Annotated in this window: 22 protein-coding genes, 1 tRNA gene and 1 other RNA gene; 5 read left to right on the top strand and 19 right to left on the bottom strand. The window is 66.4% G+C overall.

Features of this window, described 5'->3' with window-relative positions; all coding sequences use genetic code 11:
• Positions 1 to 18 precede the first annotated feature (18 nt).
• An RNA gene (gene ffs / locus IEY79_RS31915) (signal recognition particle sRNA small type) lies at positions 19 to 117 on the bottom strand.
• A 73-nt stretch (positions 118 to 190) separates the two neighbouring features.
• Between ffs and IEY79_RS31910 the strand changes: the two genes are divergently transcribed.
• A tRNA-Ser gene (locus IEY79_RS31910) sits at positions 191 to 278 on the top strand.
• Between the two features lie 64 nt (positions 279 to 342).
• Here IEY79_RS31910 and IEY79_RS31905 read toward each other — a convergent pair.
• The 6 genes from IEY79_RS31905 to IEY79_RS31880 form a co-directional block, all read right to left on the bottom strand.
• Positions 343 to 1,626 carry a tyrosine-type recombinase/integrase gene (locus IEY79_RS31905; RefSeq protein ID WP_189111142.1) on the bottom strand — a complete coding sequence of 428 codons (1,284 nt, stop codon included), beginning with the start codon at positions 1,624 to 1,626 and terminating at the stop codon, positions 343 to 345.
• An 86-nt stretch (positions 1,627 to 1,712) separates the two neighbouring features.
• Complete coding sequence (locus IEY79_RS31900) at positions 1,713 to 1,925, bottom strand: excisionase family DNA-binding protein (protein ID WP_189111141.1); 213 nt, start codon at positions 1,923 to 1,925, stop codon at positions 1,713 to 1,715.
• Between the two features lie 175 nt (positions 1,926 to 2,100).
• The gene (locus tag IEY79_RS31895; protein ID WP_189111140.1) at positions 2,101 to 3,354 is read right to left on the bottom strand and encodes a DUF3631 domain-containing protein; all 1,254 of its coding nucleotides are present in this window, start codon (positions 3,352 to 3,354) and stop codon (positions 2,101 to 2,103) included.
• A complete protein-coding gene (locus IEY79_RS31890; protein WP_189111210.1) occupies positions 3,351 to 3,707 on the bottom strand; it encodes a hypothetical protein in 357 nt (118 codons plus the stop codon). Before IEY79_RS31890 ends, IEY79_RS31895 begins: the two co-directional genes overlap by 4 nt.
• The gene (locus IEY79_RS31885) at positions 3,704 to 4,606 is read right to left on the bottom strand and encodes a bifunctional DNA primase/polymerase (protein ID WP_189111139.1); all 903 of its coding nucleotides are present in this window, start codon (positions 4,604 to 4,606) and stop codon (positions 3,704 to 3,706) included. Before IEY79_RS31885 ends, IEY79_RS31890 begins: the two co-directional genes overlap by 4 nt.
• The gene (locus IEY79_RS31880) at positions 4,603 to 5,304 is read right to left on the bottom strand and encodes a DNA cytosine methyltransferase (RefSeq protein WP_189111138.1); all 702 of its coding nucleotides are present in this window, start codon (positions 5,302 to 5,304) and stop codon (positions 4,603 to 4,605) included. The genes IEY79_RS31885 and IEY79_RS31880 overlap by 4 nt, the downstream gene beginning before the upstream one ends.
• A gap of 210 nt (positions 5,305 to 5,514) precedes the next feature.
• Here IEY79_RS31880 and IEY79_RS31875 point away from each other — a divergent pair, with 210 nt between their 5' ends.
• The gene (locus IEY79_RS31875) at positions 5,515 to 6,489 is read left to right on the top strand and encodes an HNH endonuclease (RefSeq protein ID WP_229701300.1); all 975 of its coding nucleotides are present in this window, start codon (positions 5,515 to 5,517) and stop codon (positions 6,487 to 6,489) included.
• Positions 6,490 to 6,564: 75 nt separating this feature from the next.
• On the opposite strand, the gene IEY79_RS31870 is transcribed toward IEY79_RS31875, so the two are convergent.
• The 8 genes from IEY79_RS31870 to IEY79_RS31835 form a co-directional block, all read right to left on the bottom strand.
• Positions 6,565 to 6,873, bottom strand: coding sequence for a hypothetical protein (locus tag IEY79_RS31870; RefSeq protein WP_189111137.1), 309 nt, complete (start codon positions 6,871 to 6,873; stop codon positions 6,565 to 6,567).
• 212 nt (positions 6,874 to 7,085) lie between these two features.
• Entirely contained in the window at positions 7,086 to 9,206 is a 2,121-nt protein-coding gene (locus IEY79_RS31865; protein ID WP_229701299.1) for a hypothetical protein, read from the bottom strand.
• On the bottom strand, positions 9,206 to 10,645 hold the full coding sequence (locus IEY79_RS31860) for a hypothetical protein (RefSeq protein WP_308426705.1): 1,440 nt from the start codon (positions 10,643 to 10,645) through the stop codon (positions 9,206 to 9,208). The genes IEY79_RS31865 and IEY79_RS31860 overlap by 1 nt, the downstream gene beginning before the upstream one ends.
• Before the next feature lie 235 nt (positions 10,646 to 10,880).
• Positions 10,881 to 11,267 carry an RRQRL motif-containing zinc-binding protein gene (locus tag IEY79_RS31855; RefSeq protein WP_189111135.1) on the bottom strand — a complete coding sequence of 129 codons (387 nt, stop codon included), beginning with the start codon at positions 11,265 to 11,267 and terminating at the stop codon, positions 10,881 to 10,883.
• Positions 11,267 to 12,145 (bottom strand): hypothetical protein, encoded by an 879-nt coding sequence (locus tag IEY79_RS31850; protein WP_189111134.1) that lies wholly within the window; start codon positions 12,143 to 12,145, stop codon positions 11,267 to 11,269. The genes IEY79_RS31855 and IEY79_RS31850 overlap by 1 nt, the downstream gene beginning before the upstream one ends.
• Entirely contained in the window at positions 12,142 to 12,483 is a 342-nt protein-coding gene (locus IEY79_RS31845; RefSeq protein WP_189111133.1) for a hypothetical protein, read from the bottom strand. Before IEY79_RS31845 ends, IEY79_RS31850 begins: the two co-directional genes overlap by 4 nt.
• A complete protein-coding gene (locus IEY79_RS31840) occupies positions 12,480 to 12,770 on the bottom strand; it encodes a hypothetical protein (RefSeq protein WP_189111132.1) in 291 nt (96 codons plus the stop codon). The genes IEY79_RS31845 and IEY79_RS31840 overlap by 4 nt, the downstream gene beginning before the upstream one ends.
• Positions 12,771 to 13,357: 587 nt before the next feature.
• The gene (locus IEY79_RS31835) at positions 13,358 to 14,074 is read right to left on the bottom strand and encodes a GntR family transcriptional regulator (RefSeq protein ID WP_189111131.1); all 717 of its coding nucleotides are present in this window, start codon (positions 14,072 to 14,074) and stop codon (positions 13,358 to 13,360) included.
• A 56-nt stretch (positions 14,075 to 14,130) separates the two neighbouring features.
• Here IEY79_RS31835 and IEY79_RS31830 point away from each other — a divergent pair, with 56 nt between their 5' ends.
• From IEY79_RS31830 to IEY79_RS31820, 3 genes are all read left to right on the top strand, one after another.
• Complete coding sequence (locus IEY79_RS31830; protein ID WP_189111130.1) at positions 14,131 to 14,952, top strand: class I SAM-dependent methyltransferase; 822 nt, start codon at positions 14,131 to 14,133, stop codon at positions 14,950 to 14,952.
• Positions 14,953 to 15,303: 351 nt separating this feature from the next.
• A complete protein-coding gene (locus IEY79_RS31825; RefSeq protein WP_189111129.1) occupies positions 15,304 to 16,797 on the top strand; it encodes a DUF8370 family protein in 1,494 nt (497 codons plus the stop codon).
• Positions 16,798 to 17,144: 347 nt separating this feature from the next.
• Positions 17,145 to 19,082 carry a DNA/RNA helicase domain-containing protein gene (locus IEY79_RS31820; RefSeq protein WP_189111128.1) on the top strand — a complete coding sequence of 646 codons (1,938 nt, stop codon included), beginning with the start codon at positions 17,145 to 17,147 and terminating at the stop codon, positions 19,080 to 19,082.
• 537 nt (positions 19,083 to 19,619) lie between these two features.
• Here IEY79_RS31820 and IEY79_RS31815 read toward each other — a convergent pair.
• The 4 genes from IEY79_RS31815 to IEY79_RS31800 form a co-directional block, all read right to left on the bottom strand.
• Positions 19,620 to 19,949 carry a hypothetical protein gene (locus IEY79_RS31815; RefSeq protein ID WP_189111127.1) on the bottom strand — a complete coding sequence of 110 codons (330 nt, stop codon included), beginning with the start codon at positions 19,947 to 19,949 and terminating at the stop codon, positions 19,620 to 19,622.
• Positions 19,950 to 20,203: 254 nt separating this feature from the next.
• Positions 20,204 to 21,058, bottom strand: a complete 855-nt coding sequence (locus IEY79_RS31810) for a DUF6551 family protein (protein WP_229701298.1) — start codon at positions 21,056 to 21,058, stop codon at positions 20,204 to 20,206.
• 451 nt (positions 21,059 to 21,509) lie between these two features.
• Entirely contained in the window at positions 21,510 to 23,564 is a 2,055-nt protein-coding gene (locus tag IEY79_RS31805; RefSeq protein WP_189111126.1) for a hypothetical protein, read from the bottom strand.
• 112 nt (positions 23,565 to 23,676) lie between these two features.
• Positions 23,677 to 24,096: a WhiB family transcriptional regulator gene (locus IEY79_RS31800; RefSeq protein WP_229701306.1), complete on the bottom strand. Its 420-nt coding sequence runs from the start codon at positions 24,094 to 24,096 to the stop codon at positions 23,677 to 23,679.
• Between the last annotated feature and the right edge of the window lie 1,021 nt (positions 24,097 to 25,117).

Here is a 25,117-nt window from a genome sequence, read left to right as displayed (position 1 = left end):
CGACATCCCACCCCCGCCAACGCGAACGCCCCCCACGCACCCGCCAGAGCCAACCTACCCTTGCTGCCTTCCGGCCCTGGGGGAGTTCAGTCAGATAGCGCCACGTGAGGGGCTGCGCCCAACAGTACCCGATGCCCGCCCCCGGGAACGAGTTCGCGAGCACCGCTCCACGTCTTGTATGGTTCGTCGCGGAGGATTCGCCTAGTGGCCTAGGGCGCACGCTTGGAAAGCGTGTTGGGGGCAACCCCTCACGAGTTCGAATCTCGTATCCTCCGCCATTGCTCTCACCGGGCAATAGTTGAAGGCCCGCCCTCGCTAGCGAGGGCGGGCCTTCGACGTATCTCAGGGCTCGTTGTCCTGGTTTTTGTCCACAGCGGGTGTTTCCGAGGGTCCCCAGATCGCTTCGGCGATCTTCCGGGCCACGTCCTTGAGCATGGCGTCCGGCACGTGGAGGTACCGCGCCCGCATGCTTGCGGACGTGCCCGGCTCCCACCCCATGATCTGGTCGATGACGCGGTCCGGGACACCGAGCAGCATCAGCACGGTTGCGGCCGTGTGACGTGCGTCGTGAAGGCGAGCGTCCCGAACTCCCGCATCCTCCACCAGCCGCTTCCAGTCGTGGTAGTCCGTGTTCGGGCTCAGAGGGCCCCCGAGCGGCTTGGTGAACACGTATTCCGAGTCGGTCCACAGGTTGCCGGCCGTCTTGCGCTCGCGCTCCTGCGTCTCAGCGTGCGCACGGAGCATGGCGACCAGCGGCCCCGGCAGAGGCACGGCGCGTCGGCCGGCGCGAGACTTGGTGTTCTTGGTCTCGCGCCGGACCTGCACCTTGTCCGGGCAGTACCCCGCCTTCCGGCCGCACGGTGAGGCGTCCGGGCACCCGTGCTCGTACCGGGGGCGCAGACGGTTCCGCCGCAGCTTCAGGTACTCGTTGCCCAAGTCGACGTCGGACCAGCGCAGTCCGAGCGTCTCGCCCTGCCGCAGTCCGAGCGCCAACGCGAGCATCCACCGGGCGCTGTTTCGCCGCTTGTTGGCTGCGAGCAGGAGGCGCTGGACCTCTTCCACGGAGTAGGGCTCGACCTCGGATTCGTCCTCTTCCATCCGTGGCGGCTTCGCCAGCGAGGCGGCGTTCTTCGCCGCGTAGCCGCGCCGTTGGGCCTCCCCCAGAGCCGTACGCGCGGTGCGGTGAGCCTGGTGAGCCGTGCCAGCCTTGCGCGCTCCGTTCGCCTGCATACGGCGGTACAGGCTCTCCAGGTGCTCGGGCTGCAAGCGGTCAAGGCGGTGCTTGCCGATGCCGGGCACGAGATGAACGCGTACGGCGACCTCATAGCCGTCGTACGTGTTCTCGCTGACGGTCGGCTTAGCGATGTTCTCAACCCAGTGCCAGAGCCACTTCTCAACCGTCCACGGCTTGCCGGGCTGACTCGCCGAACCGGCGTCGCGCTGCCTCTCCAACCGCCGGACTTCGTCAACCAGTTCCTCGCGCGTCTTGCGCGTGATGTGTCGGCGGTACGGCTCTCCATTGTCCTTGTAGCCCATGGGAACGCGGGCGTGCCAACGGCCGTCCTTCCCCAAGTAGATCGCGGACTCGCCGTTGGCGCGGCGGGTGCCCTTCTTCTTCTCTGTCACAGGCAGGCTCCTGGTTTGTGCTGTCGGGATGGAGCCGGGGCGGCGAACTTGTCCCGTCCGGGAGGGCTCGCCGCCCCAGGGTGCGGTCAAGCGGCTCGTTTGGCCGCGCGTCGGCGGGCGAGGTATTCGGCGGGCGCGTCTGCGGGGACGCGACGGAGACGGCCTATGTCGATGGACTCCAGCTCTCCGGTTCGGATGAGCGCGAAGCATGTTGTCCGGCCAATGCGGAGGCGACGGGCGGCCTCTTCCACAGTGAGCAGGACAAGGGTCGGGTCGTTGTCGGTGGGCGCGGTGCTCATCGAGGCTTGCCTCCCTGCAGAGAATTAGGGTTCTCGGGTCCCGTTCTGGGAGATCCGCCACGGCCGCCACGCCGCCACATCGCAGGTCAGAGCCTTGCGTTTGTGGCGGATGGCCGTTCTGTGGCGGATAGGTGCCGCCACGGGTAGGGCGTGGCGGCACCTGGTGCCGGGCTTGTCAGCCGGCGACGGGGAACAGCGGTGTGGCGGTTTCCGCAGACATGTGGCGGGTGCTCGTGGCGGTATCCGCCACGGATTCACCCGCGTTGACCTGCGGTGTGGCGGACGTGGCGGACGTGGCGGCTTCTGCGGAGGGAGGGGAGCAGTACCGGTTCCATGCGTCCGTGAGGTCTTCCGCGTAGTAGCCCTTGGGGAAGCCGGACGGAGTGCGGATGCCGCGGGGCTTGATGGGCCTGTTGCCCACGGTCATGTACTGCCCGAGGAGCTTGGCCAGAGAGCGGGAGTTCAGCGGCTTGTCGTCCAGATCGGCCCACGGTCCGTCGTCCATGCCCAGCAGGCATTCGAGGATGACGGCGGTGGGCATCCGGTCGGCTCCGCAGAACACGGTGTCCCGCAGGTCTGTCAGCAGGCGGACACCAAGGGACGCTTCGTCGTTCTCGTTGGCCGCGCGAACGAGTTCGAGGCAGGCGACGCGGGCCCGCTTGGGCCAGTCACCTCCGGCCGCGTCCGCGACGGCGAGCAAGGGTTCCCACACGTCGGCGGGCCGGTCGGAGACTCCTTCGGGCATCTCGGGCCAGGCGTTGGAGACCTGTTCGCGGACGGTGTCGGCCCACTTGGCGAGCTGGTCACGCAGGGCGTTGCCCTGCCTCTCGTGGGTGCGACGGCGGTAGGGCTCCACCTTCTCGTTGGGGGCGCGCTTGCGCATGCGGATGATGACGGAGCGGGTGAGGATCGTGTCCGGGAGGCTGCCGAGTCCGGCCATGGCGACCGCGCAGAACGAGGAGAACCAGGCGGCGTTCTGGTTGGAGCCGTCCCCGACGCAGCGCAGGGACTTGCCCCCGCGGCGGTATCCGGAGTTGAGGAACCCGCGGACCTCTTCGTTCCCTCCGGCTTTGGGCCCGAATACGGTGTCGATCTCGTCAAAGAGGAGTGTCGGGGTGCCCTCGGGTGCTTCGACCAGCCGGAACAGCGCGTTCGCGGACGCGTTGACGGTGGTCGCGGCACGCGGGGTGAGGGTTTCGATGATCTCCAACGCTCGGGACTTCCCCGATCCCGGTTCCGGGGAGAGGAACGCGATGCGGGCGGTGCCGTCGAACGCGTCGATCAGGTGCGCGTGCGCGTCCCACAACGCGACCGCGACGTAGGCGGCTTCACGGGGGAAGACGTTGAACCGGCGGTGGAAACGCTCGACCTGATCGAGCAGCGCGGCCCCGTCGACGGGCGCGCTGGACTTCGGTGCGGGGACGCTCATGCGGCGGCCCTCCCTTCACTGGTGGTGGCGCGGAGCGGGCAGGCGTCGCGGTGCGCGGTGTGGTCTTCGGACAGGGCCAGCACCTTGGCGTGTCCGGAGGCGAACAGGTCACGGCCGCACGCGCACCACGAGGTGGCGGTGGGCGTTCCCCGGCGTGGTACCCGGATCGTCAGCCACCCCGTGACGTGCCGCCCGTCGCCGCTCTGCTGGTCAGGGAGAACAGCAGTGGGGACGCCTTCGGCGACGCCCTTCGGTACGCCCACGGCCGGGGGGACGGACCGCAGTTCGGCGGCCGGCGGCGGGTTGGTCGTGTCGGTGAGGCTCTTAAGGGGGGATCGGCGCGGGGCGGTCATGACGCCTTGCCCTGGTTGTGGGTGATCGACCAGTTCAGTGCGCTGGTGATGACCGGCGTGCACTCGCTCTCCCGCAGACCGGCCGCCAATCCTCCTCCCTTAAGAGCCTCTTGAACCTCGCCACGGTCCAGGTCGCCGGACGCGACGAACCTTCCCAGGGCACGGGCGGCCCGCAGGAGCGTGAAGTTGCGCACACCTTCCCCGGCGTTGGCGACGTTCGCCGTTTCGGCCCTGAGAGCCGCTGTGGCGTACGCAGAGCCCCTGTGAGGCGCCGGTACGGTCGTTAGTGCCCGCGAGACCTGACGGGACGTCAGAAGCGTGCACAGCCAATCCGGGAGGGGGGAGACCGGTGTGGAGTCGATCACGGTGTAGTTCCCGGCGGGGGTGGTGCTGCCGGGGGCGACGACGTAGCCACCCCACGCGCGGCTGTCGATCAACGGCCCGAGCTTCCCGGCGGTGTTGGTGAGCCGAACCCCGTGGGGTGCGGTGAAGTACAGGTGCTGTCCGCCGCTCGCGGTCCGGGTGCGGTAGGTGGCGGGCACGGTCTGCCCGGCGCGCTCGCAGAGCGCCGTGAAGGTCGTCACGCCGCAAGGCGTGCCCTCACCGCCCTTCGTGCTCTTGCCGTTGGTCTTGGGCATGTCGAGGTCGATGACGACCAGCCCGGACGGGCCTGTGGCGATGCCGATGTTCGCGGGGTGGAACTCCCAGCAGTTCCGGATGCGGCCGGGGCTGGTGGTGGCGCGCTGCTCCCACTTGAGATGACCGTTCGCGCAGTCACCGGAACCGGTGCAGGCACTCTCACCGTGCAGGGCGGGCCGCTTGTCGCCGGGACGGAGCGGGAACACGTGCCAGCCGCGTGAGGAGGCGTCCAGAGCGGCGGTCAGGAGTGACGCGCTCATGCGGCCACCTCCAAGGTGTTGGTTGTGGACGCGAGGAACGCGGTTCCGATCCAGTGGGCGTAGGCGGGCGGGATGGCCTCGCAGACGCCTTGGATGGTGGTGATCCAGGGGGTGCCCATGGCCGCGGCGGCGGCGCGCTGCCACGCGCGGGAGTGCTTGCCGCCGGTAATGGTCATGAACGGGCGTTCGGCGGTGGGGAGGTAGCCGTTGCGGGAACAGAGCGCGACGTGCGCCGGGTGGCCGGGTTCGACCAGCGGGAACGACGTCTCGAACAACCGGTGCCGGTACATGGGCAGGTCGAACATCGGGCCGCACAGCATGACCGGGGTGACCATCTGAGGTCGAGCGGCTTCGACGTTCTCGATCACGTATGGGCGGCCGACGTTGCGCATCGCCTCGCGGGTCGGGCCGATCAGGTCGGGATACGTCTTGTGGTTGTAGGCGTTGAGCGGGGTGTAGAGCTGGCAGGGCGGGGAGCCGTGGACGATGTCGAACTCGTGGCCGTGGGCGAGCAGGTACTCGATCGCGTCGCCCTGGTGGAACTCGAACGGGTACTCAGCGGCGCACTCCGGGTCGAGGTCGACGCCGGTCACGTCGAATCCGGCCTGGTGGTAGCCCATGGCCATACCGCCGCGGTGGCAGTACAGGTCCAGGACCCGTGGCCGGCGCCCTCGCCGGATCAGGATGGGGTGGGTCATGCTGGTTCCTCCAGTTCTCTGGATCTGGTGATGAGGGCGGCCCCGGATCATTGGCGTGAGAGGGGTCGCCCTCGTTGATGCCACGAGGCGCGCGTGGCGGTGATCACGTGAGGGTGGGGAGTGTCAGTGGTCGCCGATACGTTGATCAGGCGCCACCCCAGCGCAGAGTTCGGCGGGGCGTGGCGACGATCGACGGCGTGAGGAGAAACGGTGGCGGTCTGGTTGGTGCTCGCGAAGACCGAGAGCAAGCGTGTCGGCGAGGGATATGACGACGAACCGTCCACCCACTACAGCTGGGACGACGGGGTCCCGAACTTCGGCGCGTTGAAGGTCGGCGACGTGATCGCCCTGTGGGACTCGGAAACGCTGTTGGGGCTGTCCGTCATCGAGGCGATCGATGTCGGGGAGGGCGAGAAGAACAGCCCGTACTGCCCCTACTGCGGGAAGGCGGACGTCGCGACGCGTAAGACAATGACGCCGGTCTACAAGTGCTGGAAGTGCCGGAAGACATTCGACCAGCCGGGATGGAGGCACAAGAACGTCAAGACGTTCCGCAGTCGGCATGAGGCGGGCTGGATCGACGCCAGCGGCACGCTCACCGCGCCCGAACTTCGGGCCCTGTGCGTGAAGCCCAACTCACAGTTGAGCCTGCGCGAACTCCGCGCGGATGCCTTCCACCACGCGCTCACCCACACCGGCACCCCCTTCCCCCTGCGCGTCCTAGACCACACCCAAGACATGATCGCCGGCGGCCACAGCAAGAGGACGGTTCGCGCCCGTAAGGGCCAAGCCACCTTCCGAAAAGCACAGTTGGCCATCTTCGGGGAGATGTGCGCGTTCTCCGGCTCCGCGCCCGCGCAAGCGCTGGAAGCCGCGCACCTCTACAGCTACGCGGCCAACAGCAAGCACCACAAGTTCGGCGGGCTGCTCCTGCGCCGCGATCTGCACCGGTTGTTCGACCTTGGACTGATCGCGGTGAACCCGGTCACCCGAAAACTGGACGTGTCCAGCGATCTGGCCGCGTTCCCGCAGTACACCCAGTGGCATGATCAGCCGATCACGGTCCAGCTCACCGCGAGTCACCTGAAGTGGCTGACCATGCACTGGGACCTACACCGTGCCACCGCGCAACCGATCATCCCCACCCAATCGGGCGGCACGGAGCTGGCGTCGGCGCCCGTCTAACCCCGACTCATACCGCCCGAGGCAAACGCGACAACGAGGCGGGTCGCCCTCTCAGCAAGGCGGCCCATCTGATGATCACTTGCCCTTCGAGCGAGCGAGCTTGAGCGTGAGTCCACCGACACCGATCGGCCCTGCGGCACTCGCGACGGCGGCAGCCGTGTGAGCGGCGTACTCGATCAGCGCCAGGACGGCGGCGATCGTGCCGATGAGCCCGAGCGCGCACGCGCCCGTGATGACGATCGGGATCAGGTACGCGCGTGCCGGGCGTCCGGTCTGCGGGGTGGTGTGGACGATGACGATGGGCCGGCCGGTGGTCTGTGCCTGGCGGTAGAGGTCGGCGGGGATGTGTGGGGCGAGGGTGCCCGGCGGTTCGCGGTCGTTCATGACGTGCTCCTTCCGGGTACGGACGGACCCCGCCGGATCGTTTTCCGGCGGGGCCCGTTGGTGACGGTGTGTGGTTGTAGTGGCTAGTGGCTACTGCCTACTGGCTAGTGACAAAGGGCCTGTTGAACACCCCTGTGTGGCCAGTAGAGGGCCGTTCTACCGGCTAGTGGCAAGTTGGCGGTAGCCAGTAGGCGGTAGCGCTGTGTGGCCGTTCAGGTGTGGTCGGGGTGGACGTAGACGGAGTGCGGTCCGTTGTCCCGGTAGACCAGCTCACCGCGTTCGGCGGCGGCCTTGAGCCCGTCGCGCACGGCCTGCCGGCTCCTGCCGACGAGGTCCGCGACGGCCTTGGGCTTCATGCCCGCGGCGCCTGCGGCCTCGATCGCCTCGATGGCCTGTGCGAGCCAAGCCGGACCGCTGTCCGTACTGTCCTCGTCGCGCAGGGCCGACAGGTTCAGCCCCGAAGCGGCCGGCGGCCCTCCCCCGATCGGTGGTTCGGGGGTGTTGCCGAGGTGGGCGTCGACCTCTTCCATGAACGCCCGCACGGCCGCCTCTTCGTCCGGGGTGCTCCCGCTCGTGTCGTGCAGGGCCGACAGGTTCAGCCCGCCACCGGCACCGCTCGTGGCCGGTGGCGACGTGGGTCCGGTCGCTGCGGGGACGGGGTTGGGGTTGAGGTGGTCGCGCATCCACGCGGTGCGGGTGGTGTCCCAGCGGCGCGCGTAGGCGGGTCCGGCGGCGTGTGCCGAGGGGGTGTCGAGCACGGGGTGGCGGTCGGAGGTGGCGGCGACGATGTCGCGGATCTGGTTGGGCAGGATCCGCCAGTTCTTGAAGAGCGCCGCGGGTGACTCGGGGGTGCCCATGAACCCGGAGCCCTTGTACGGGGCTTGGTCCACCCTGAGTCCGCGGGATCCGGGGAAGACCTTGCCCAGGTCCATGCCCTCGACTTCCCCGCCGGTCAGGCAGACACGGGCCTTGGCCTCGCGCCGGATCATGAGGTTCCCGAGGACGGACCCGGTGGCACCGAGCGCGGTGAGAACGGTGCGCAGGCCCATGGCGCGGGCGATGCGGATGACTTCGAGGATCTTCGCGGCGAGCTTGCGCATGCGCGGGTCGTTGCTCGCCAGGATCTCCGCACCCTCGTCAATCACCAGCATGACCTGCGGAATCTGCGCTGACACCGGCAGCAGGTCGGTGTTGGCCTGTGAGAGGAGGTCCTGGTAGGCCATCTTGCGGTGCTTGGCCACCTTCACCGCGGCGTCCAGCATGAGGAGGGCTTCGTCGTAGGTTCCGGCGAGCCAGTCCACGCCGGGGCGCATTCCGCTGGTGGTCTGCCCGGTGGAGTCGAGTGCGGGGCGGACCCAGGGCAGGCCGGCGGAACCGGCGTTGAGGTCGATCACCCACGTCAGAATGTCCGTCGCGCGAGCGAACGACGCGAGGATGACGTGGACCATGTTCGTCTTGCCCGACCCCGTGGGACCGACCACCAGTGCGCACTGCTCGCGCAGGTAGGCGCAGATCTCTTCCGCGTTGGTCCGGTAGCCCCACGGCAGGCCCGTGTAGATGGACAGCGGCCCGTAGTCGGTGGGGTAGGTGAGTTCGGCGGACAGGACGTCGGCGGTGGTGACGTCGATCAGGACGCGGCCCTGGTGGATGCCGGGGCCTGCGGTGGCGGTGCAGCCGTGCGGGAGATTGGCGTCCGCGCTGAGCTTGGCGGACTCCTTCGCGATCCGGTCGTACGTCGTTCCCCCGGGCGGGAGTTCGGCGTCGATCGTGAACCCGGTGCCGGTCGGCCACATCTCGACTGCGAGGACGCGCAGGGTGATCCCACACACCCGCTGGATCCGGTCGACCCATTCCGCCGCGACCGCACGCCGATCCGCGGACAGTTCCGCAGCGACCTGGCGGGCCGCCGCGGCGAGCGCCTCTTCCTCGCGTGCCTCTTCGTAGAGGCTGGCGGTGCGGGCGGCGGTGCCCATGCCGATCCCGATCGTGGCCAGGGATCCGAGGGCGGTCCAGGTGAGGGGGCCGGTGGTCATGGCCCACGTGGTCCACCCGGCGCCGACGAGCCAGGATGCGGCGCGGGTGGCGATCGTGCGCCCGGCGTTGCGCACCCGGAGTCCGGCGATCGTGTGCCCGAGCGCCCCGGCGACACCGGCTGTGAGTGCCCAGCCGGGGGGCATGCCGGTGGCGGCGCCGGTGGTGGCGACGGCGAACGCGCCCGTGGTGGCGGACAGGGCGCCGGTCACCGGTCCGTGGCCGGCAGCCCAGTCCCACACCGGCCCCGTGCTGTCCTGCTGCTTCTTCGGGGTCTTCTTGCTGGTGGTGGTGTTGGTCATCAGACGTTCCAGCCCTTCTCGGCCTCGGGGCCGTTGCGGGGGTCCTCGTGGCGGGCGATGTCCGCCTCGTGCGCCTGCCGGAACAGCGGGCCGAGGTCCTCGGCCGCCGACACGGCGTTCATGAGCACCTGGAAGACGTCGTCGAAGCCGTGCGCGACGTCCTTCTCCAGCGGGAACTCACTGTCGGAGCGCTCCGCGAGGACCTGGAAGGTGTTGGCCACCGACCGCAGCGCCTCCGGGAGTCCCTCGACCATGGCCAGGATCTCCATGCTCCCGTCGGGGTCGTAGGAACGGGCGGCGTTCTCCATCTCGGCCGCGGCCTCTTCGAACCGGAAACCAGACACGTTCACAACCTCCACGTACGGGGCGGGAATGCCGGGGATGAGCTGTGCGGGACGCTGAACGCGGTCCCCGATCTCGTCGTCGTCACTCTCAGCCGCGGCATCGGCTACGGCTTCCTCACAGTCCTGAGCAGCGCGGATGGCGCGGTCACGTGCCTCGCGGTCCAGCCGCGCGGCACCCATCAGGCGCCGATAGAAGCGGCGGCCCGGATACATCAGCCACCGCCAGCCGAGCTTGCGGCCCAACGGGGTGGTGAGCATGCCGAGCACACCGAGCGGCGCGGACAGGGCCGCGGCGAGCAGGCGGCGGCCCTGCATTCGCAGCGCGGAACGCCACAACGCAGACCGAGCCCGACGCCTCGCGGCGGCGTGCCGCACCGACGCCCGCTTGCCGTCGACCTTGTTCTGAGCGCTCCGGTCACGCGCGGCACGGGCCTTGCCGACGGCGGCGTCGCGCATCCGCCCGACCTGCCCCATGCCCTTGGACACGGCACGGCCGATGCCGCCCTTGCCCCCGGAACGGGCGGTGCGGGCCGCGGACTTGGCCGCCCGGCGGGCATCCGCCACCTTCCGACGATCCTGAGTGCCCTGCGAACGGGCCGCGGAACGGGTCGGCGACTGCTGCTTACTCTCCTGCCGCAACGCCTTGACCTGCCCCAACCGGCCCGAGGGTGTGCGGCCGGAGCCGAGCGGAGAACGTCCCCCACGGCCACCACCGGCAGACCCGGCGGCGTGCTTGCCCTTGCCCGTGCGGGACTTGGAGCCGGTTGCAAGTCCGCCGGAACGGGAGGTGAGTCCGGATCCCTTCGGCCCGCTGCCGCGGCCACTGCCCGCGCCCGGACGTCCGGAGCGGCGGGATTGCGACGGGACACCACCGAGTCCACCGGTACCGGTCCGGCGCGGCGACGCACCTGATGCCGAACCCGCCCTGCTCTGCGACGGGTTGCGCTTGCGCGTGGTGCGGGACTGGCGAGCACTGCGGGTCGCGGCGACCGTGCCGAGCACTGCGGCGCCGGTCGCTGCGACCGCGGCGGCCATCGGGCCGCCGGTGAGTGCGGCGGTGGCGATCAGCCCGGCGGTGGAGTTGGCGCCGGTCATCGCGAGCGGCACCACCGGCCAACCACCCGCCGTGTGCCCCACCTGGTCAGCAGCAGGCGCCGGGGCGGGTGCGGGTGGGGGGGTGTTTTCACTGGTGGGAGGGGGTGCAGCCGCGGGGGCCGCTACCGCTTCCGTACTGGTATCCGTCATGCTGTGAGCGCTCCTTCAGGGGAGACTGGAGGCCCGACCGATTGCTGTGAGAGGTGGCCGGTCGGGCCTCGGTACGTACGTGGGTTCAGGCGGCGCGCTGTTCCTCGGGGTACGCGCAGGGCACGCACATGCCGAGCGTGGGCGGGATGCAGTACCCGGCATCCGTGCGGCAGTTGGGGCAGGTGCGACGGGCGAGCATCGCCTTGGCGAGCGCCGCGTGCCGGCCCGGTGTCATCGGGCGTACGGGCTTGGCGCGGTCGATCCGGTACAGGTAGGCGACCGACACACCCGATTTGCGGCGGCGGGAGCGGCGCATCACCTGCGCGGCGACAGGCTGACCGCCGGGGCGAAGTCCACGGGCCCGTAACTGCCGGCGGGTGGCGTATCCGTCCGGGGCGTACTTCCAGGGGAAGGTAGGTATGCCGTGGCGGGCGCCGTTGGGGTCGTAGCACTTGCCGAACGCGTACGACATCAGCGCTCACCGCCGACGCCCGCGAGGTGCCGTGCACCGGAGTCCGCGGTGTCCGCTGCGGACTCGTTGAGGCGCTTGTAGACCTTGTGGACGTAGGAGGTGGACCGGGTGGACTTCACCGCGGCCTGAGAGATCGTCTCCCCCATGGTCCAGCACGTGCGGATCACGTTCAGCGCCTCATCGGCGGGCAGTTTGTAGACGGCAGGCTCGTCCTCCGGGTCCGGGGTGGACACCGGGGGAACGAGGGGTGCATACACCCGGTCGCCACCGCAGATGACCAGCGCTTCCCGCTCCGCAGCTACCGGTGCGGGGGCCGCGACGGGCGTGGGGGTGGACGGGGTGGATACCGGCGCGGGGGCGGGGTGGACGGGGGTGGTGTCCACCGGTGTCTCCTGCGTGTCCACCAGGGCGCGCAGTTCCGTGATCCGGGCGAGGATCGCGCGTCGGTAGTGCGTGATCGCCTCAGCGAGAACGATCAAAAGGACCGGGGGGATGGAGTGGAGCAGCAGCCCGGCGGGATCGACGTCGCGCGGCACACCGAACGGGGTTCCGGCCGGCCACAGGGCCGCCCAGCAGTTCATCAGCCACGTACTCAGGCCGGCGAACCACCGTAGCGCGGTCGCCCACCCGGACGGGTAGACACCGTGCTCGGACAACTGCCCGTCCACGATCAGCACCGCACCCAGCGCGACCGCGACCATCGGATCGAGCAGCCAGGCGATCCACGGCGAGATGTGGTGGTCGATCGCGAACAGCGTCACGTTCGTCGCGGTGAACGCCAACGCCACCACCGCGACCGCGACCAACACCTTGGTCAACCCTGACTGAATGCCTTGCAGGGCAGCGATCTGCCGGTGCAGCGTCGGAGACGGCTTCATGCCGAACCCCCCGCCGCCACCAGCTCGGGCGGGGCCGGTACGCGCTGTTCGAGCTTCGCGAAGCCCGTCAGGTGAACAGCGGCGCCGGCGAACGTCGTCACGCCCTCAAGCCAGAACATCCGGGCTTCCCCGTGCCAGGCCACGGCGTCCGGGCTGATGCCAAGAGCGGTCCGCCATGCCTCGAACGCGGTGAGGTTGTTGTGGATCGAGAGTTCCAGGCGGTCCGGGTAGACCTGCGACACCTGCACATCGACCGCCGGCAGATCGGGGAACTCGACCGCCAGCGTGCGGAGCGCCCGCAGCGGGACATCCAGGTCAGTGAGTGCGAGAGCGTTCATGCTGCGGTCCTCTTCCCCGCACGGACCCGGCGGGCAGTGCGCGGCAGGGTGACGACGTTGAACAGGTCCGGCGCCAGCGTCTCGATCGTCTCCGCGGCAACCGTGCTCGCACGGTCCACCAGCGTGGGGTCGTCCGCGAGGATGTCGCGCGCCGCATCCTCACGGGCGGCCCGCTCCATCTCGCTCTCACCCTCGACACCCAGCCACAACTCCAGCGGCGTACCCAGGGCAAGCTCAACGAACTCATCAGCCGTAACGGCCGTATGACCAGCAACGATGACTCTCATGGGTCGAACTCCTCATCAGGTGGGAACGGCCCGAAGCGGCTCCGGTGTTCGAGCACCGGAGCCGCGCCGTTCGTGGGTGGAGCGCCCCGGCCGGGAGTCGAACCCGGCCTTGCGACCATCGGGGCGGTAGAACGTGGTGCGCGGCCCTTAGCCGCGCCGGCCACCTTGTGCGGGAGGTGACAGCCCGTCGTACGCGATATGGATCTGCGCCTCTGTCCCGCTCTCCCGAGGAATCGCCTTCTCGGTCTCATCGCGCGGCGTGCCCGCCTTCGGGGCAGATCCGTTCTTTTGAGTCGCCCCTCCCTCTGGAGGACTCGACTGGTCTCCACTCGCCCCGGCCGGTGCAGTGACGGCCGTCAGAACACGGTGGATCACGCTATGGAGTTGTCGGCATGACCTGATCGCCCGATCCCGAAAGTTCCGGATTGGGCGATGGCCACACCAAGAGACTGGACCGGTGGACCGGTCCAGTCAAGTGACAGATTCGAATCCAGGAGACCGTGGTGCGAGAAACTGCAGGTCAGGCGACGTTTTAAGTCACAAAAAAGCTGGACCGGAGGACCGGTCCAGCTCAATTGACAACCTGCCTACATCGCGTAGGTGTCCACCTGCTCGAAAAACGTGGAGGGGGTGACCCCTTCCTCGCAGACCAGCGGTCGCCCTTGCTGATCGTGGGCCGTGTGCAGGAGTACGGCGACCGGAGTAGCTACCGGCACTCCCAAGCGGTCCGCCTCCACGTCCGTAGCGAGCCGCACTGTAGTGACGTCCACTCCCTCGACCGGGAACCGTCCGGTCTGCCGACGGACATAGCGTGTCGTGCCTTCGGCGATGGGGGCGGTGTCGGTAAGGCGTGGTCCTGCCTCCGCGATTTCCGGTGGGAACCACGCCTCTACGCAGCTATTAGGGGTTCCGTCCGGGCGCTGGAGGATGCGGATGCGTCGCAGCGTCGGCAATCCGGGAGGGAGACCGAGCGCGGCAGCGACACGGGCGGGAGGCTCTGCCCAGTCGGGCGTACCGACGCGCAGGAACGGCATTCCCCCCAAAATGCGCGCTGACCCGGCACGGCGAGCGCCGGCAGGGCGCGCCACAGGTGCCTCCGTGACGACGAAGCCGGTGCCCTGCTTGGCGACGACCACACCGTCGTTGCGTAGCACATCCACGGCCTTGATAGCAGTCGCCCGTGACACGTCCCACTGCTCGGCCAGGTCCCGACCGGATGGGATCGTGGCCCCAGGGGCGAACTCACCAGCGGCGATACGGGCGCGCAGAGACTCGGCGATCTCCTCATACTTCAGTACAGCCATGGTTCTTCCTCTTCCGCACGCTGGACTGGTCCACCGGTACACACGATACTGCGACCATGTCGAATCTCGAATTGGCTCCCTCCGTGATGCGGTTCTACGGCGAGACAGTGAACGAGGACAGCCGCCTGCGTAGCTCGGCAGACGGACGCATGGAGCTGGTCAGGACCCAAGAACTCCTCCGACGCTTCTTGCCTCCCGCGCCAGCACGCGTTCTCGACGTGGGCGGGGCGACTGGGATTCATGCTGAATGGCTGGTGAAAGACGGCTACGACGTCACGCTGGTGGACCCGGTGCCTCGCCACGTCGAGAGCGCGTCGGCCGTGTGCACGGCGTCTGTAGGGGACGCACGCGACCTGCGCGAGCCAGACAACAGCTTCGACGTTGTGCAGCTCCTTGGGCCGCTCTATCACCTGCCAAACCCTGACGATCGGGGTAAAGCCCTGGCGGAAGCATTCCGCGTAGTGAAGCCGGGCGGTCTGGTCGCTGCTGCCGCCATCAACCGCTATGCGTCACTCTTTGAGCACGTTACGTACGCGCATCTACATACCCAGCAGATTCATGACTCCGTAGCCAAGATCCTTGAGACGGCTGTCTATGACGGGGTGCGAGGGTTCGCCCTGTCCTACTTCCATCGCGCCGAGGATCTTGTAGCGGAGTTGATGGCTTCCGGACTGACGGACGTGCAGGTCTTCGGTATTGAGGGACCCGCTTGGTCGCTCGTGAAGGCAGCGGAACAGCAGCCGGGCGAGGGCCCGACGGATGAGCTGATTGCCTCAGCCATGGAAGCGGCACGCATGGCAGAGCCGTACCCGGAACTCCTCGCAGCTAGCTCGCACCTACTGGCGCTAGGCAAGGCTCCCGCTGGTATCAACCACTGACAACAACGCTCGCCAATCCGCTCAGCCCTTTCCATCGCTTTCAGACATGAGACTTATCGATCGCAGGTTGGGGAGCGTCCAGCCGATGGGCGGGGTTCCATCTGCTCTGCCGTCGACCCAGGACAAGCCGAGTAGACACGGCACCGGGCGTCTGGGTGAAGCGCGCCGCTGCACGAACGACCTGAACGCCCGATGCCGCGCCCGCTCCATGTTCGTGTGGGTCGACGGCAGACGGGATGGGAGAAGGGGAGGTGGGGTCGAACCTGCCGGGTTGACCTCCACTAGCCCGCACCCTACCCAACAGACACACCGAGTGGCAGACTCATCACTCCTTGCTATGGGGGAGGGGTCATGCGCTTCAGTGAGATCTTTGATGTGCCCGTAACAGCCGAGGATGACTGGTTCGACACCTATCTACCTGCGGATACGAAGCTCTTCATCGACCCTTTCCTCATCTGGGAGGAAAAGGAAGGGATTTGGGCAGGATCCCACGACCATCTCATCGATTTCTTCGAAATGGTTTTCAATCTAGTCAAAGATTCCAGAGGGAACGATCAAAACATCTCCTGGAAACAGGCCCAGAAACTCCTCCTTTTCCCTGAGCCCTTCGAGTTTTGCTTGGGGGTGGCAGAAGGATCCCCGCACGGTTCCGGGTCGGGTCGAGGACTGCAAGAAGAAATGCTGGAGGGCGTGAAGGTAGCGACCGGCCTCGGCATCAATCGAATTGCCCACATGGAGATGTTGACCCTATTTCAGGGAGGAATGGGAGTAGACCGTCTGAGTGACATGGTGTGCAACATCCTGAAAAGTTACTTCATCAGATACACTCAGCAGGTTGCGCACCGACACAACATCCCCACCCGTCGCACAAAGGTAGCCAATGCCGCTTGGGATAGAGAGTTTTGCCGCTGGAAGCCGCAGGAATGCGACCTTCCGGTAAACCCCTATATCGACGCCCCTGTAATCCTTACGCCTGAACGATTTCTCCGTCAGATCCCCGTCGCTAGCCCAGACGGCTTTTGGACCTACGCATGGTCCTCGGAGTCCGCCGAACTGCGCGGCGACCTGACGTTCGACATCGCTCGCAATGTCTCCCGCAGAGACAAGGCGAAGCTTGCTCGCCAGAACCCTGACGTCGTCGCCCTGTATCTCAAGAAGCTGGAGGAGGAGAGCAAAGAGCCCTATTCCCTCGCAGACGACCCAAACCTCGTCGTGAAGTGGTACGAAATGGGCTCAACCCTCACGCCGAGCACAGCTTTGAGTTTCGCGCCGCAGACCCCTGAGCAGTTCGAGCAATTTCTTCAGACGGTCCTCGATTCCTTCAAACATGGAATCGAGGAACAAGACGCCTGGCAACTACTCTGGTACAAGAATCATGCGCGTGAAGAACGAGCAGCTCAAGCGCTTTTCCGGAGCTCCGTTATCCACTATTGCCGCGCAAACGAGATTGACCTCACGGGCGAATCCAATGCAGGCCGAGGGCCCGTGGATTTCAAGTTCTCGCAGGGCTGGAGCAGCAGGGCGCTGATCGAAATGAAGCTAGTTCGCAACTCCAAGTTTTGGGATGGCGTTCTTGCCCAGCAGCCGCAGTACCAGGTATCCGAGGAGGTTGCCAGAGGCTTCTTTGTAGCCATCGGGTACACGGACGCACACTGTCACCCTGACGTTGTCAAGAAGATCGAAAAGGCGGCTGCCCTGGTATCTGAAACATCGGGCAAAAAAATCACCGGCATCCTGATTGATGCCCGCCCCAAAGAGTCGGCATCGCGCCTCAATGATCCCGAACTCTCTGCGGAGCTGCGGGCCGCGGGCACCGAAGAGGCGGAAGGCGAGGGATCGTCCTAGGACGGCTCGCCTGCCGTTCCCTGTGGCGGGAGCAAAGCCAGGTCCCGCAGCTCGACGCGCGCCAGGATCGGAAGCATGCGCTCTTGAAAGCCGTCAGGTCACGCGGGCGGTATTGAAGTAACAGCCTTTGGCGGTTGAGGCTCGGCGGCACGGAAGCGAGTCGGTGAGCTCGGCTCGGTCGCATGTCCGGCCGCCGAGACCCTGACCGTACCAGGGCGCCTTCGGCTGAAGATCGCTTGTTGCCGTTCAGGGCTACCGGGATACTCGTACTCCTCTTGGACGCTAACGGAAGCGCTGACGAGTCCCTGGCCTCATTGGGACGAGCGGCATTGAGGATGAGTGGGTGCATGGCTGGCGGGGGCACGTGGACAGAGCTGGAGGCCTACTGGCCGGCCGAGGAGATGGTGCGAGACCGGGAGCGCCTCAGGGGCAAGATCGCCGAGGCCTACAAGGCTGCCCACCCGGCGCAGCAAGATCCCTCCGCCGCAGACATGACTTCGTGGAGTGAAAGTGTCTACGAGGTGGCGACAGCGCTCAAGGACCGTGGTCTGGGGCAGGTCTGGGTGTTCGTGGAATACCGGGTGCATCCCCAGATGAACCCGATCGATGTCGTTCTGGCCGGCCACCACCCTGAAGGAGGGCTGAGCTTCGCTGCCATCGAGCTGAAACAGTGGGGAAGCGTCGACCGGCCCGACCCCACCAAGAGTACAAAGGGCTTGTGTGTCGAATGCAGAAAATCCACCGCCGGGCAGTTGTGTGATCAGTGTTCGCTGGATCGGGTCTACGCGCCGTTCTATTCTTCTCATAAGAAGCACCCGGCTGTGCAGGTCCGGGACAATGTCGAGGCGCTCAAGCGGCACCACAGCATGTTCGATGATCGCTACGTTCACCTCGTGGGTGCCGCGTATCTCCACAATCTCAAGGACCAGCACTCGCAATGGATCAACCAGGTGATGCCATGCCCTGGTATCCGCACGTTCACGGCACGTCACCCCGCTAAGCTACGGGATTTCCTCCAGGCCAACTTCAGCCCGAAGGATGGTGCCGACGCCGCTGAGGCCATCCTTGAGCGTCGCAGGTCGACAACGCTTCTGACCTCGGAGACCGGAGCGGTCGTCAACGGTCATACGCACTTCAGTCTGGTGGAGAACCAACTCCGTGCGGTGAGCAGCATCATGGACTCGGTGCGAAAGCCATCTGTCGGTCTCAAGAAGGTCTACGTGGTCAGAGGTCGGGCGGGTACCGGAAAATCTCTCGTTGCCCTCACCTTGCTCGGTCAAGCACTCAGGGGTGGATACGAGGCACGCTTCGTGTCAGGTGGTGTAGCTTCCCGTGAGAACTTCAAGCGAAGCGCGAAGGGTCATGGGAATAAGTTCATGACACTGAACAAGGTCGCGGACAATCTAGGGCTCGACGAAGTCGACATCCTGTTGTGTGACGAAGCGCATCGGCTAAGCGAGCGCCCAATGAAAGGGTCGTTCTATATGCGGCCCGGGGAATCATCGGTGGAGGTGATCGTGTCACGGTCGAAGGTTCCCGTGTTCTTCATCGACGGTGACCAGCGCCTGTTCGATGAGGAGGTCTGGTCCGAAGAGCTGCTCATCGAAGAGATCATGAAGTTGCGGGCGGAAGTCGTGCCGATCGACTTCGACCGGCCCCTGCGCGCCGTCGGCAGCTCCACCTTCGACACCTGGGTAAAGCATCTACTGCTCGGCAACCCTCTGCCCTGGCGGGCTGGCGACGACACGGGCTCAGATCCCTTCAAGTTGTACTACACCGATAGCGCGCCGCAGATGGAAGAGTTTCTGCAGTCCAAGCTGGACTCGGGCGCCAGCGCCCGCATGACCGCCGGTATGTGCTGGGAGTGGAGTGACACCACCGGGACACAGCCGGACGTGGCCCCGGAGCCGGGCTGGGCACGACCTTGGAACGCAGAAGACTCATCCCAGAGCGCCGATGTGCCGAAGCGTCACTTCTGGGCGACAGATCCGGGCGGCTTTAACCAGATCGGCTGCGTGCACACAGCACAGGGGCTTGAGTACGAGTGGGGTGGCGTGATCATGGGGCCTGACCTCACATGGGCCGGGAACTCCTGGAGCCTGGACCGGGAACATGTGAAGAGCAAGGCCATCCGCATCAGCTCTGACGATGTCCTCACGCAGCGAATCCGCAACGCCTATGGAGTCCTGATGACCCGGTCGATCCGAGGCACCGTGTTGTACACGGTGGACCCGGCAACACGGCAGCTCTTCGCTGGCCTCGGCGTGCCCAAATTGTCAACCTGAGGCACTCCAGCGACAGTCAGCAGCCGAAGTGTCCAGCCCAAGAATTGTCCCGTAACTGCATCGGTGGGCCACGTGTCCCCGTCTCAGTTTCCGTCTGGCGAGCGGCCCCTTCTGGTGGACCAGGTAGGGGCCGCTCTATCGAGGTGAGGTCACTGCCTCCAGCGCTCGCGGTGCTGCCGCACGCAGTTCAGAAACCCAGCCCACGAACGACTGTGAACCGGGGCGAACAGGTCCGTGCAGAGTTGGAAAGCGTGCACGATCGCCAGCCAGGTCCGGTGACATCAATGACTGACATCAACGTGGGCGTACACGGGCAGACATCAGCGGATAGATCTCAGGCTCAGAGTGGCGGCTATTCCGTCCCATGCCGACCTTGGGATGACGGGGCGTGGGTGTGATGCACGCGCCTACGGATCAGAAGGCAGTCTGGTGGCCGTCAGAGCGTCCGTGCATGTGCGGGGAGGAGCCGGACTATTCGTGGCTCCTCCCCGCACATCAGCACGAGGGTTTGGCAGGTTGCCGTACCACTTGCCTCTGCTATCCGTTGGCGGTCGTAGCTCGCGGGGCTGGGTTGTGCTTCGGGGCTTCGGCCTCGCTGTTCGTGGAGCTGATCAAGGCGAGGACGATCACGACGACGCACACAAGAGCGAAGCCCAGGAACACGAATCGCTGCTTCTGCATCGTTGCCATGCGGCCTTTGGAGTCGCTGGCGATGATCTGGTACTTGGTGGTGCGGTGCTCGATGAACTTGCTGATGGCTTCTCTGGGAAGGTTCTTGACCACCCGTGCCAAGGTGAGCAACACGGCGGTGACTGCGACGGCGATGATGGCCTCCAGGGGCACACCATCGAGAGATTGGAAGAACACGGTTTGCTGACCCTTTTCGCTGCGGTCGGCGAGACGCGAGCGATGTCGATAGACCCCACTGGGTTGCGGTCGTACGACGTATACGAGAAACGGATGTACCAGCGGCCACGTCGATGGCGGGGCATGCCCGTGACCCGCACGGCGCTGTTCTGCGCAGGTTGACCAACTACGTCAACGCAGAGCAGTGCCCGCTCAGGCCAAGCCGGTGGATTATCGCCTTCCTGAAGCAGGGGAAGGCGCCGGCTCATCGACGATTACGCTTCGATCCGATTATCGGCCCTGCGGCCCTTGTTCCAGGCGGTCACGACGATGCGGTAGGCGGTCGAGACCCTGGAGCCGGTACCGCTGTTGTTGAAGCCGCCGCGGGAGGACTGACTCAGGATCTCGGAGCGCCACTTGGCCGCCGTGCCCATGGAAAGGATCTTCTTGGCGAGTTCCTTGTCGTCCACGAGGTCGCCCCACCGGCCGAGGAACATGCCGATGCCGCCGAGCAGCATCCCGTCCCACGTTTCGGTGGATCGGTCCCATGCGTCTTCGGCGACCGTGAGGGTGCGGTCGAAGACCGAGGCGCCGTAGCGGTCGACGATCTGGAGTACGCCGGAGACGGCGCCCACACCGTTCGTGGAGGTCGATCCGAGGGTTAGCCCGTGCTTCGACAGGATGCGGTCCGTGTCGACGAAAAGGGGGACGCCTCCCGTCAAGCCCACGTGGTACTCGTCGATGGGACGGGGCTTATGGGATTCCCGGTTCTTGATCAGGAAGAGGATCGCTTCCTGAGCCTGCGTCAGACCATGGTGGATCTCTGCCCTGATGGTCTCGATGCCGGCCAGCGCACAGGCTCGCCACCGGTGCTGTCCATCGACGATGTAGAGGTCACCGTCGGGGCGCTTGGAAAGGATGACCGAGCCGAGAGCCTCGCTGACCATGTTGGACGCGATGTTCTGCGCGCGCCTCTCGTTGAGAGTGCGCTGTGCCTGCGGGTCGATGTTGAGATCTTTGATCAAGACCTCAATCCCGTAGTCCACTTTATGCTCGGGAAGGTCGAAGGTGTACTTCGCCTTAGGCATAGCTGTGCCCTTCAGCGCCGCGTTAGGGGGAATTTTCGGCAAAGCCGGGATCTTGGGATACGGCGCGACAGCAACCCAATCACGCGAACTCCCCCTCCTGCAAGCCAGTTCTCGCACCAAGCAGCCGGCACCAGCCCTAAGGGGGGAGAGTGCGAGTCGCTCTGACCCTAGGGAGGCTTACACCGAACTTCCCCACACGCGGCGCCAGTTGAGACTCCCCAAAGGAGCTGTCTCGCCGGAGGCGCTGGCTTCGTGGGCCATATGTGGGCCAGCAGGGCAGGTGAGCGCCACCTGAGAGGTGTCCAAGCAGGTCAGAGGACAAGGGGTGCGTTATGAACGACGCTCTTGAAAGCCGTCGCCGCTCTGGTATTGATCAGACTTGCCCAACCGCCGGCGATGGCTACAAAGGGTGTGCGCCGACCGTGACGTGACCGCGTACCACCTCTCCGAGAGGGGGCACGCGGTCACGTACGAGTGTCTACTGGGTCTCCATCTATCCGTTGGAGCGCGGCATATGGCGCTCTGCGACTCGTGCCCAGTAACCGATCTGTGAGTGGGCGCTCATGAGGTGGCTGAGGAGTTCGTTCGGCTTCGCCCAGCCCTCCCTGTCGAGGAGCGGCCCACCATCAACTTCCTCCACGTTGGCGAGTTCGTCGACATCCAGGTTGATCTGCTCGATGTACCGGGCGATTTGGCTCTTCAGCCGGGTCGCCTTCATACGAGGTGTCTCATTGGGCGGGGTGACTGGCCGCGGCAGGGTGGCGCCCGCAGGGTAGACCTCGTACCGCAGCCACGCGTCCTCGATTGGCATGGGCTTACCGGCGGGGTCTTGCTCCCAACGTCCGTACTGGTCGCGAACGCCGCGCTGGAAGTCCCCGCTCTTACTGACACGGCGGGGGTGAGCTCCAGCCCGTCCATCGATGATCGCTTGGGCAAGCAGTCGCAAGCCCTGATCATCACTGAGCATTGATTCTAGGATCTGTTGGGGCCCCCGCTTGTCGGCTTCAGTGTTACCCATGGCCTCTCGTCCTAGCCCGCCCCAGGCCGCGAGGTGGTACTGAGCCACGGCCGCGAGCTCCAGCCGATTGACCCACAAGCCAGGGTCCGCGTGGGTGCTCGCGGAGTCATCGCGCAGTTCTTCTAGGGCCGCTTGGAGCAGTTCGGCGGGTGACCGGCTGGTGATCTTCCACTCGACAGTCGCGTATCGAGCAAGTCGGACACAGCGTAGGTAGGGAGCGCGCATCCGTTCAGCCCGTTTGCGCTCTGGGTCCTTCGGGTCCAGGGTGGTTGCGATGCTTCGGGTGGCCCGGAGGGCCAGCTCCGCGATCACGTCGGTTCGTCGGCCAGGACCGACCGTCTTTCTGGCGGTCACGTCTTGGATGCCTCGGTTGACGAGGTCGCGGTGATGTTCGCGGAGCAGGGCGGCGAGGACGAAGGCCGCCTGCTCGTCTCGTTCGACGGGGAGTCCTTCAGCCTCGGCTTCCTCCGGGGTGAGGAGGCCCGCGAGGTAGTCGTGGACGGAATCGTCGAGTACCTCGGCGCCGCGGAGTACGTCCAGGACGGCCTCGGCCATGGCTTCGAGCTTGCCCGTCTGGCTCCACGCCCGGGGAGGGTCGACGTGGAGCATGCCGACGAAGGCGTTGACGGCGCGCGCGTAGTCGTAGCCTTCCCTGGTCGGGGTGAAGCGGAGGAACACCCGGGCCGGCGTGATCAGCGTGTTGCGCTGCCGGATCAATCGCTTACGGCCGGCGGGACGCAACGCGTCGGGGTCGGCCCCGCTGATGGCGCCGATGAAGCGTCGGTAGTCGTCTCGGTTCGTGGGGAAGTGGTAATGGGTCTGTGGGTCAGTGAGCCCGAGGACGTGCTGGGCGTTGGTGATGCGACTGGAGCCGTCAGCGGTTCCCAAAAGAGGCATGGGGGGTTCGCCGTCGCGGTGCCGTAGCTCGAAGAAGACGACGTTCACCGGCATGGCGATGCCGCGCGCGGCGATGGACTCGCGCAGGTTGTTGTTCGCCAGGATGTACTCGCGGGCCCGCTCCGTCTCGTCCTGGACGTGGCTGACGTCCTCGCCCTCGATCCAGAGCATGGTGGTCTCGCCGGGCTCAGCACGGGGACCGGTCAAAGGTCCCGCGTACCCTGCGGCGCCCGCCGCCGGGTACACCCGCTTCTCCATCGTGCGGTTGTTGGTCGGCAGGGGCACCAGGCCCGGCACATAGAGGTCGAGGTCGATCGCCTCGATCACGCCTCCGGCGATGTTGACTCGCGTCGGACGCCGCAGCAGCGACCTCAGCTCGCTGGGGTTGACGGCGGCGTGGGCCAACGCGGTGGCGAACTCCGGAGGCAACCCGACCTCCACACCTGCTGTGGTGGCACGGTTCACCGCTGCCGTCTTCGGCAACGGCGGCAGATCGCCCTCGCCGAACCGCGACCAGATCGCCGAGTGGCCCTGTTCGAAGTCCTCGCCCGAGTCGAACTCATCCTCAACGAGGTCGGACTCCTCCACATCCTCGGTCTTCTCCTCGTACTCGGTGTCGTCCTGATCGGTCATGCTGTCCTCCGGTGGGTGAGGCGATGGATATGGCAGTGAGACCTGCCCTCGGGAAATGGGGTCCGCGCGGAGCCGCCGGCGGTACTGATGGAGCCGCCGGCGGCCGGCCGCGTCAGGCGGTGGGGGGCAGGTGCGAGTGCCGCTTCCCCACCTCGCGCAGGTCGCTGCGGATCGAGCTCTCGTCCCGCCCGAGCAGCCGCGCGATGGTCGCCGTCGGCAGGTTCAAGGCGTGCAGCTCGATCGCCCGGCGACGGCGCTTGGCGATCTCACCCGACTTCCGCCACTTCTTCCGCCGCTCCTCGGCGGTCTCCCCGGCCAGGAACATGTACTCGTCCCGGCTGTCCTGGGCGTAACGGCGGCAACTCTCCAGCAGCGGGCACGTACGGCACAGCGCCCGGGCCTGCGGAATGTCCCGCTCCGGCATGACCGGCTCCCCGTCGAAGGCCGCTGTCTGCTCCCTCTCGGAGGGGAACCGGTTCGGATCCCAGGTGACGCATGCTGCGTCACCTAGCGGCGGGCCGAAAGGTTCCATCGCCCGGAACAGAGCATCCGGCGGAAGTACGTCCTCGATCTCGTCGTGGGGCTCCACAGCGCTCCTCCTCAAACCACGTCTCGCGTGGTGTAGAGGACGAGGGGGTCACGCCCACGCTCTCGATCATCATTTGGCGTCGTTCGAGTCTCTAGACGTGCGAGACGATCAGTTCTGGGCTATTCCCAGTCCTGTCGCGTGCCTGCGCCGTTCGACGCTCGCACGGCCTGCGGAGTGACCCCCGAAGCAAAGCCACGGGAAGTCTCGCACCCGCCTCCCCCAATCCAGGAGAAATGGGCGAAGCGTTTTCGTCGGGATCCACCGGCGAGCACCATGTGGACCCGTCTTGCGGACAAGCGCTCAGGCTCAGAGGAAGAGGACTGTGACCTGCCGCCCCTGGGTCTGCAGGGAGAGGCTGTATTCACCACCGCGTCGGTTGCCGCCATCGTTGTCCCGGTCTTTGTCCACTGCACCGATGGCCGCCACCGTTCACTGCCATACGGGCACTCCTTCTGACCTGCCCCGTGAACCCCTACGAACGCCCCCGGACGACCGCGCGGACAGTTGGAAAGCGTGTTGGGGGCAACCCCTCACGAGTTCGAATCTCGTATCCTCCGCCATTGCTCTCACCGGGCAATAGTCGAAGGCCCGCCGTCGCTAGCGATGGCGGGCGTTCGACGTTGCGGAACGGCGTACGTTGCCGCGCGCGGAGCCATGCCTCGTCGGACGCTGGCCGGCCACGGCCGGGGCGGCGCGGAATGGATCTTCAGGGCGGAGCATGTCGCCGGTGTCGGCGTCGCGGCGCGGGAGCGTCCGGCGCGCCGAACTCGGCGACCCTGATGGCAACTCGATCGGTATCACACGGATACACAACGGACGCAGATCGCCGTTTCCATGCTCGGGACACAGAGATTCGTATCCCTCGCAAGGAGCCTCCGATCAAAAACAACTCCTCAGCTTGTTCTTTATCTACCAAGATCTTCCGGGCTTGCCGATGGCCCTGAGGGTCTCGGGGCGTTTGACG

This window comes from Streptomyces camponoticapitis (genome assembly GCF_014646115.1).
Lineage (GTDB): Bacteria > Actinomycetota > Actinomycetes > Streptomycetales > Streptomycetaceae > Streptomyces > Streptomyces camponoticapitis.
This window is presented reverse-complemented; position numbering and strand designations above follow the sequence as displayed.

Bases quoted from the DNA above. Each gene is read 5' to 3' on its own strand.
- IEY79_RS31835 (WP_189111131.1), bottom strand. From the start codon at position 14,074: ATGGCTGTACTGAAGTATGAGGAGATCGCCGAGTCTCTGCGCGCCCGT.
- IEY79_RS31865 (WP_229701299.1), bottom strand. From the start codon at position 9,206: ATGACCAACACCACCACCAGCAAGAAGACCCCGAAGAAGCAGCAGGAC.
- IEY79_RS31860 (WP_308426705.1), bottom strand. From the start codon at position 10,645: ATGACCGGCGCCAACTCCACCGCCGGGCTGATCGCCACCGCCGCACTC.
- IEY79_RS31825 (WP_189111129.1), top strand. From the start codon at position 15,304: ATGCGCTTCAGTGAGATCTTTGATGTGCCCGTAACAGCCGAGGATGAC.
- IEY79_RS31850 (WP_189111134.1), bottom strand. From the start codon at position 12,145: ATGAAGCCGTCTCCGACGCTGCACCGGCAGATCGCTGCCCTGCAAGGC.
- IEY79_RS31885 (WP_189111139.1), bottom strand. From the start codon at position 4,606: ATGAGCGCGTCACTCCTGACCGCCGCTCTGGACGCCTCCTCACGCGGC.
- IEY79_RS31880 (WP_189111138.1), bottom strand. From the start codon at position 5,304: ATGACCCACCCCATCCTGATCCGGCGAGGGCGCCGGCCACGGGTCCTG.
- IEY79_RS31855 (WP_189111135.1), bottom strand. From the start codon at position 11,267: ATGTCGTACGCGTTCGGCAAGTGCTACGACCCCAACGGCGCCCGCCAC.
- IEY79_RS31895 (WP_189111140.1), bottom strand. From the start codon at position 3,354: ATGAGCGTCCCCGCACCGAAGTCCAGCGCGCCCGTCGACGGGGCCGCG.
- IEY79_RS31830 (WP_189111130.1), top strand. From the start codon at position 14,131: ATGTCGAATCTCGAATTGGCTCCCTCCGTGATGCGGTTCTACGGCGAG.
- IEY79_RS31900 (WP_189111141.1), bottom strand. From the start codon at position 1,925: ATGAGCACCGCGCCCACCGACAACGACCCGACCCTTGTCCTGCTCACT.
- IEY79_RS31890 (WP_189111210.1), bottom strand. From the start codon at position 3,707: ATGACCGCCCCGCGCCGATCCCCCCTTAAGAGCCTCACCGACACGACC.
- IEY79_RS31870 (WP_189111137.1), bottom strand. From the start codon at position 6,873: ATGAACGACCGCGAACCGCCGGGCACCCTCGCCCCACACATCCCCGCC.
- IEY79_RS31805 (WP_189111126.1), bottom strand. From the start codon at position 23,564: ATGACCGATCAGGACGACACCGAGTACGAGGAGAAGACCGAGGATGTG.
- IEY79_RS31800 (WP_229701306.1), bottom strand. From the start codon at position 24,096: ATGGAACCTTTCGGCCCGCCGCTAGGTGACGCAGCATGCGTCACCTGG.
- IEY79_RS31840 (WP_189111132.1), bottom strand. From the start codon at position 12,770: ATGAGAGTCATCGTTGCTGGTCATACGGCCGTTACGGCTGATGAGTTC.
- IEY79_RS31845 (WP_189111133.1), bottom strand. From the start codon at position 12,483: ATGAACGCTCTCGCACTCACTGACCTGGATGTCCCGCTGCGGGCGCTC.
- IEY79_RS31820 (WP_189111128.1), top strand. From the start codon at position 17,145: ATGGCTGGCGGGGGCACGTGGACAGAGCTGGAGGCCTACTGGCCGGCC.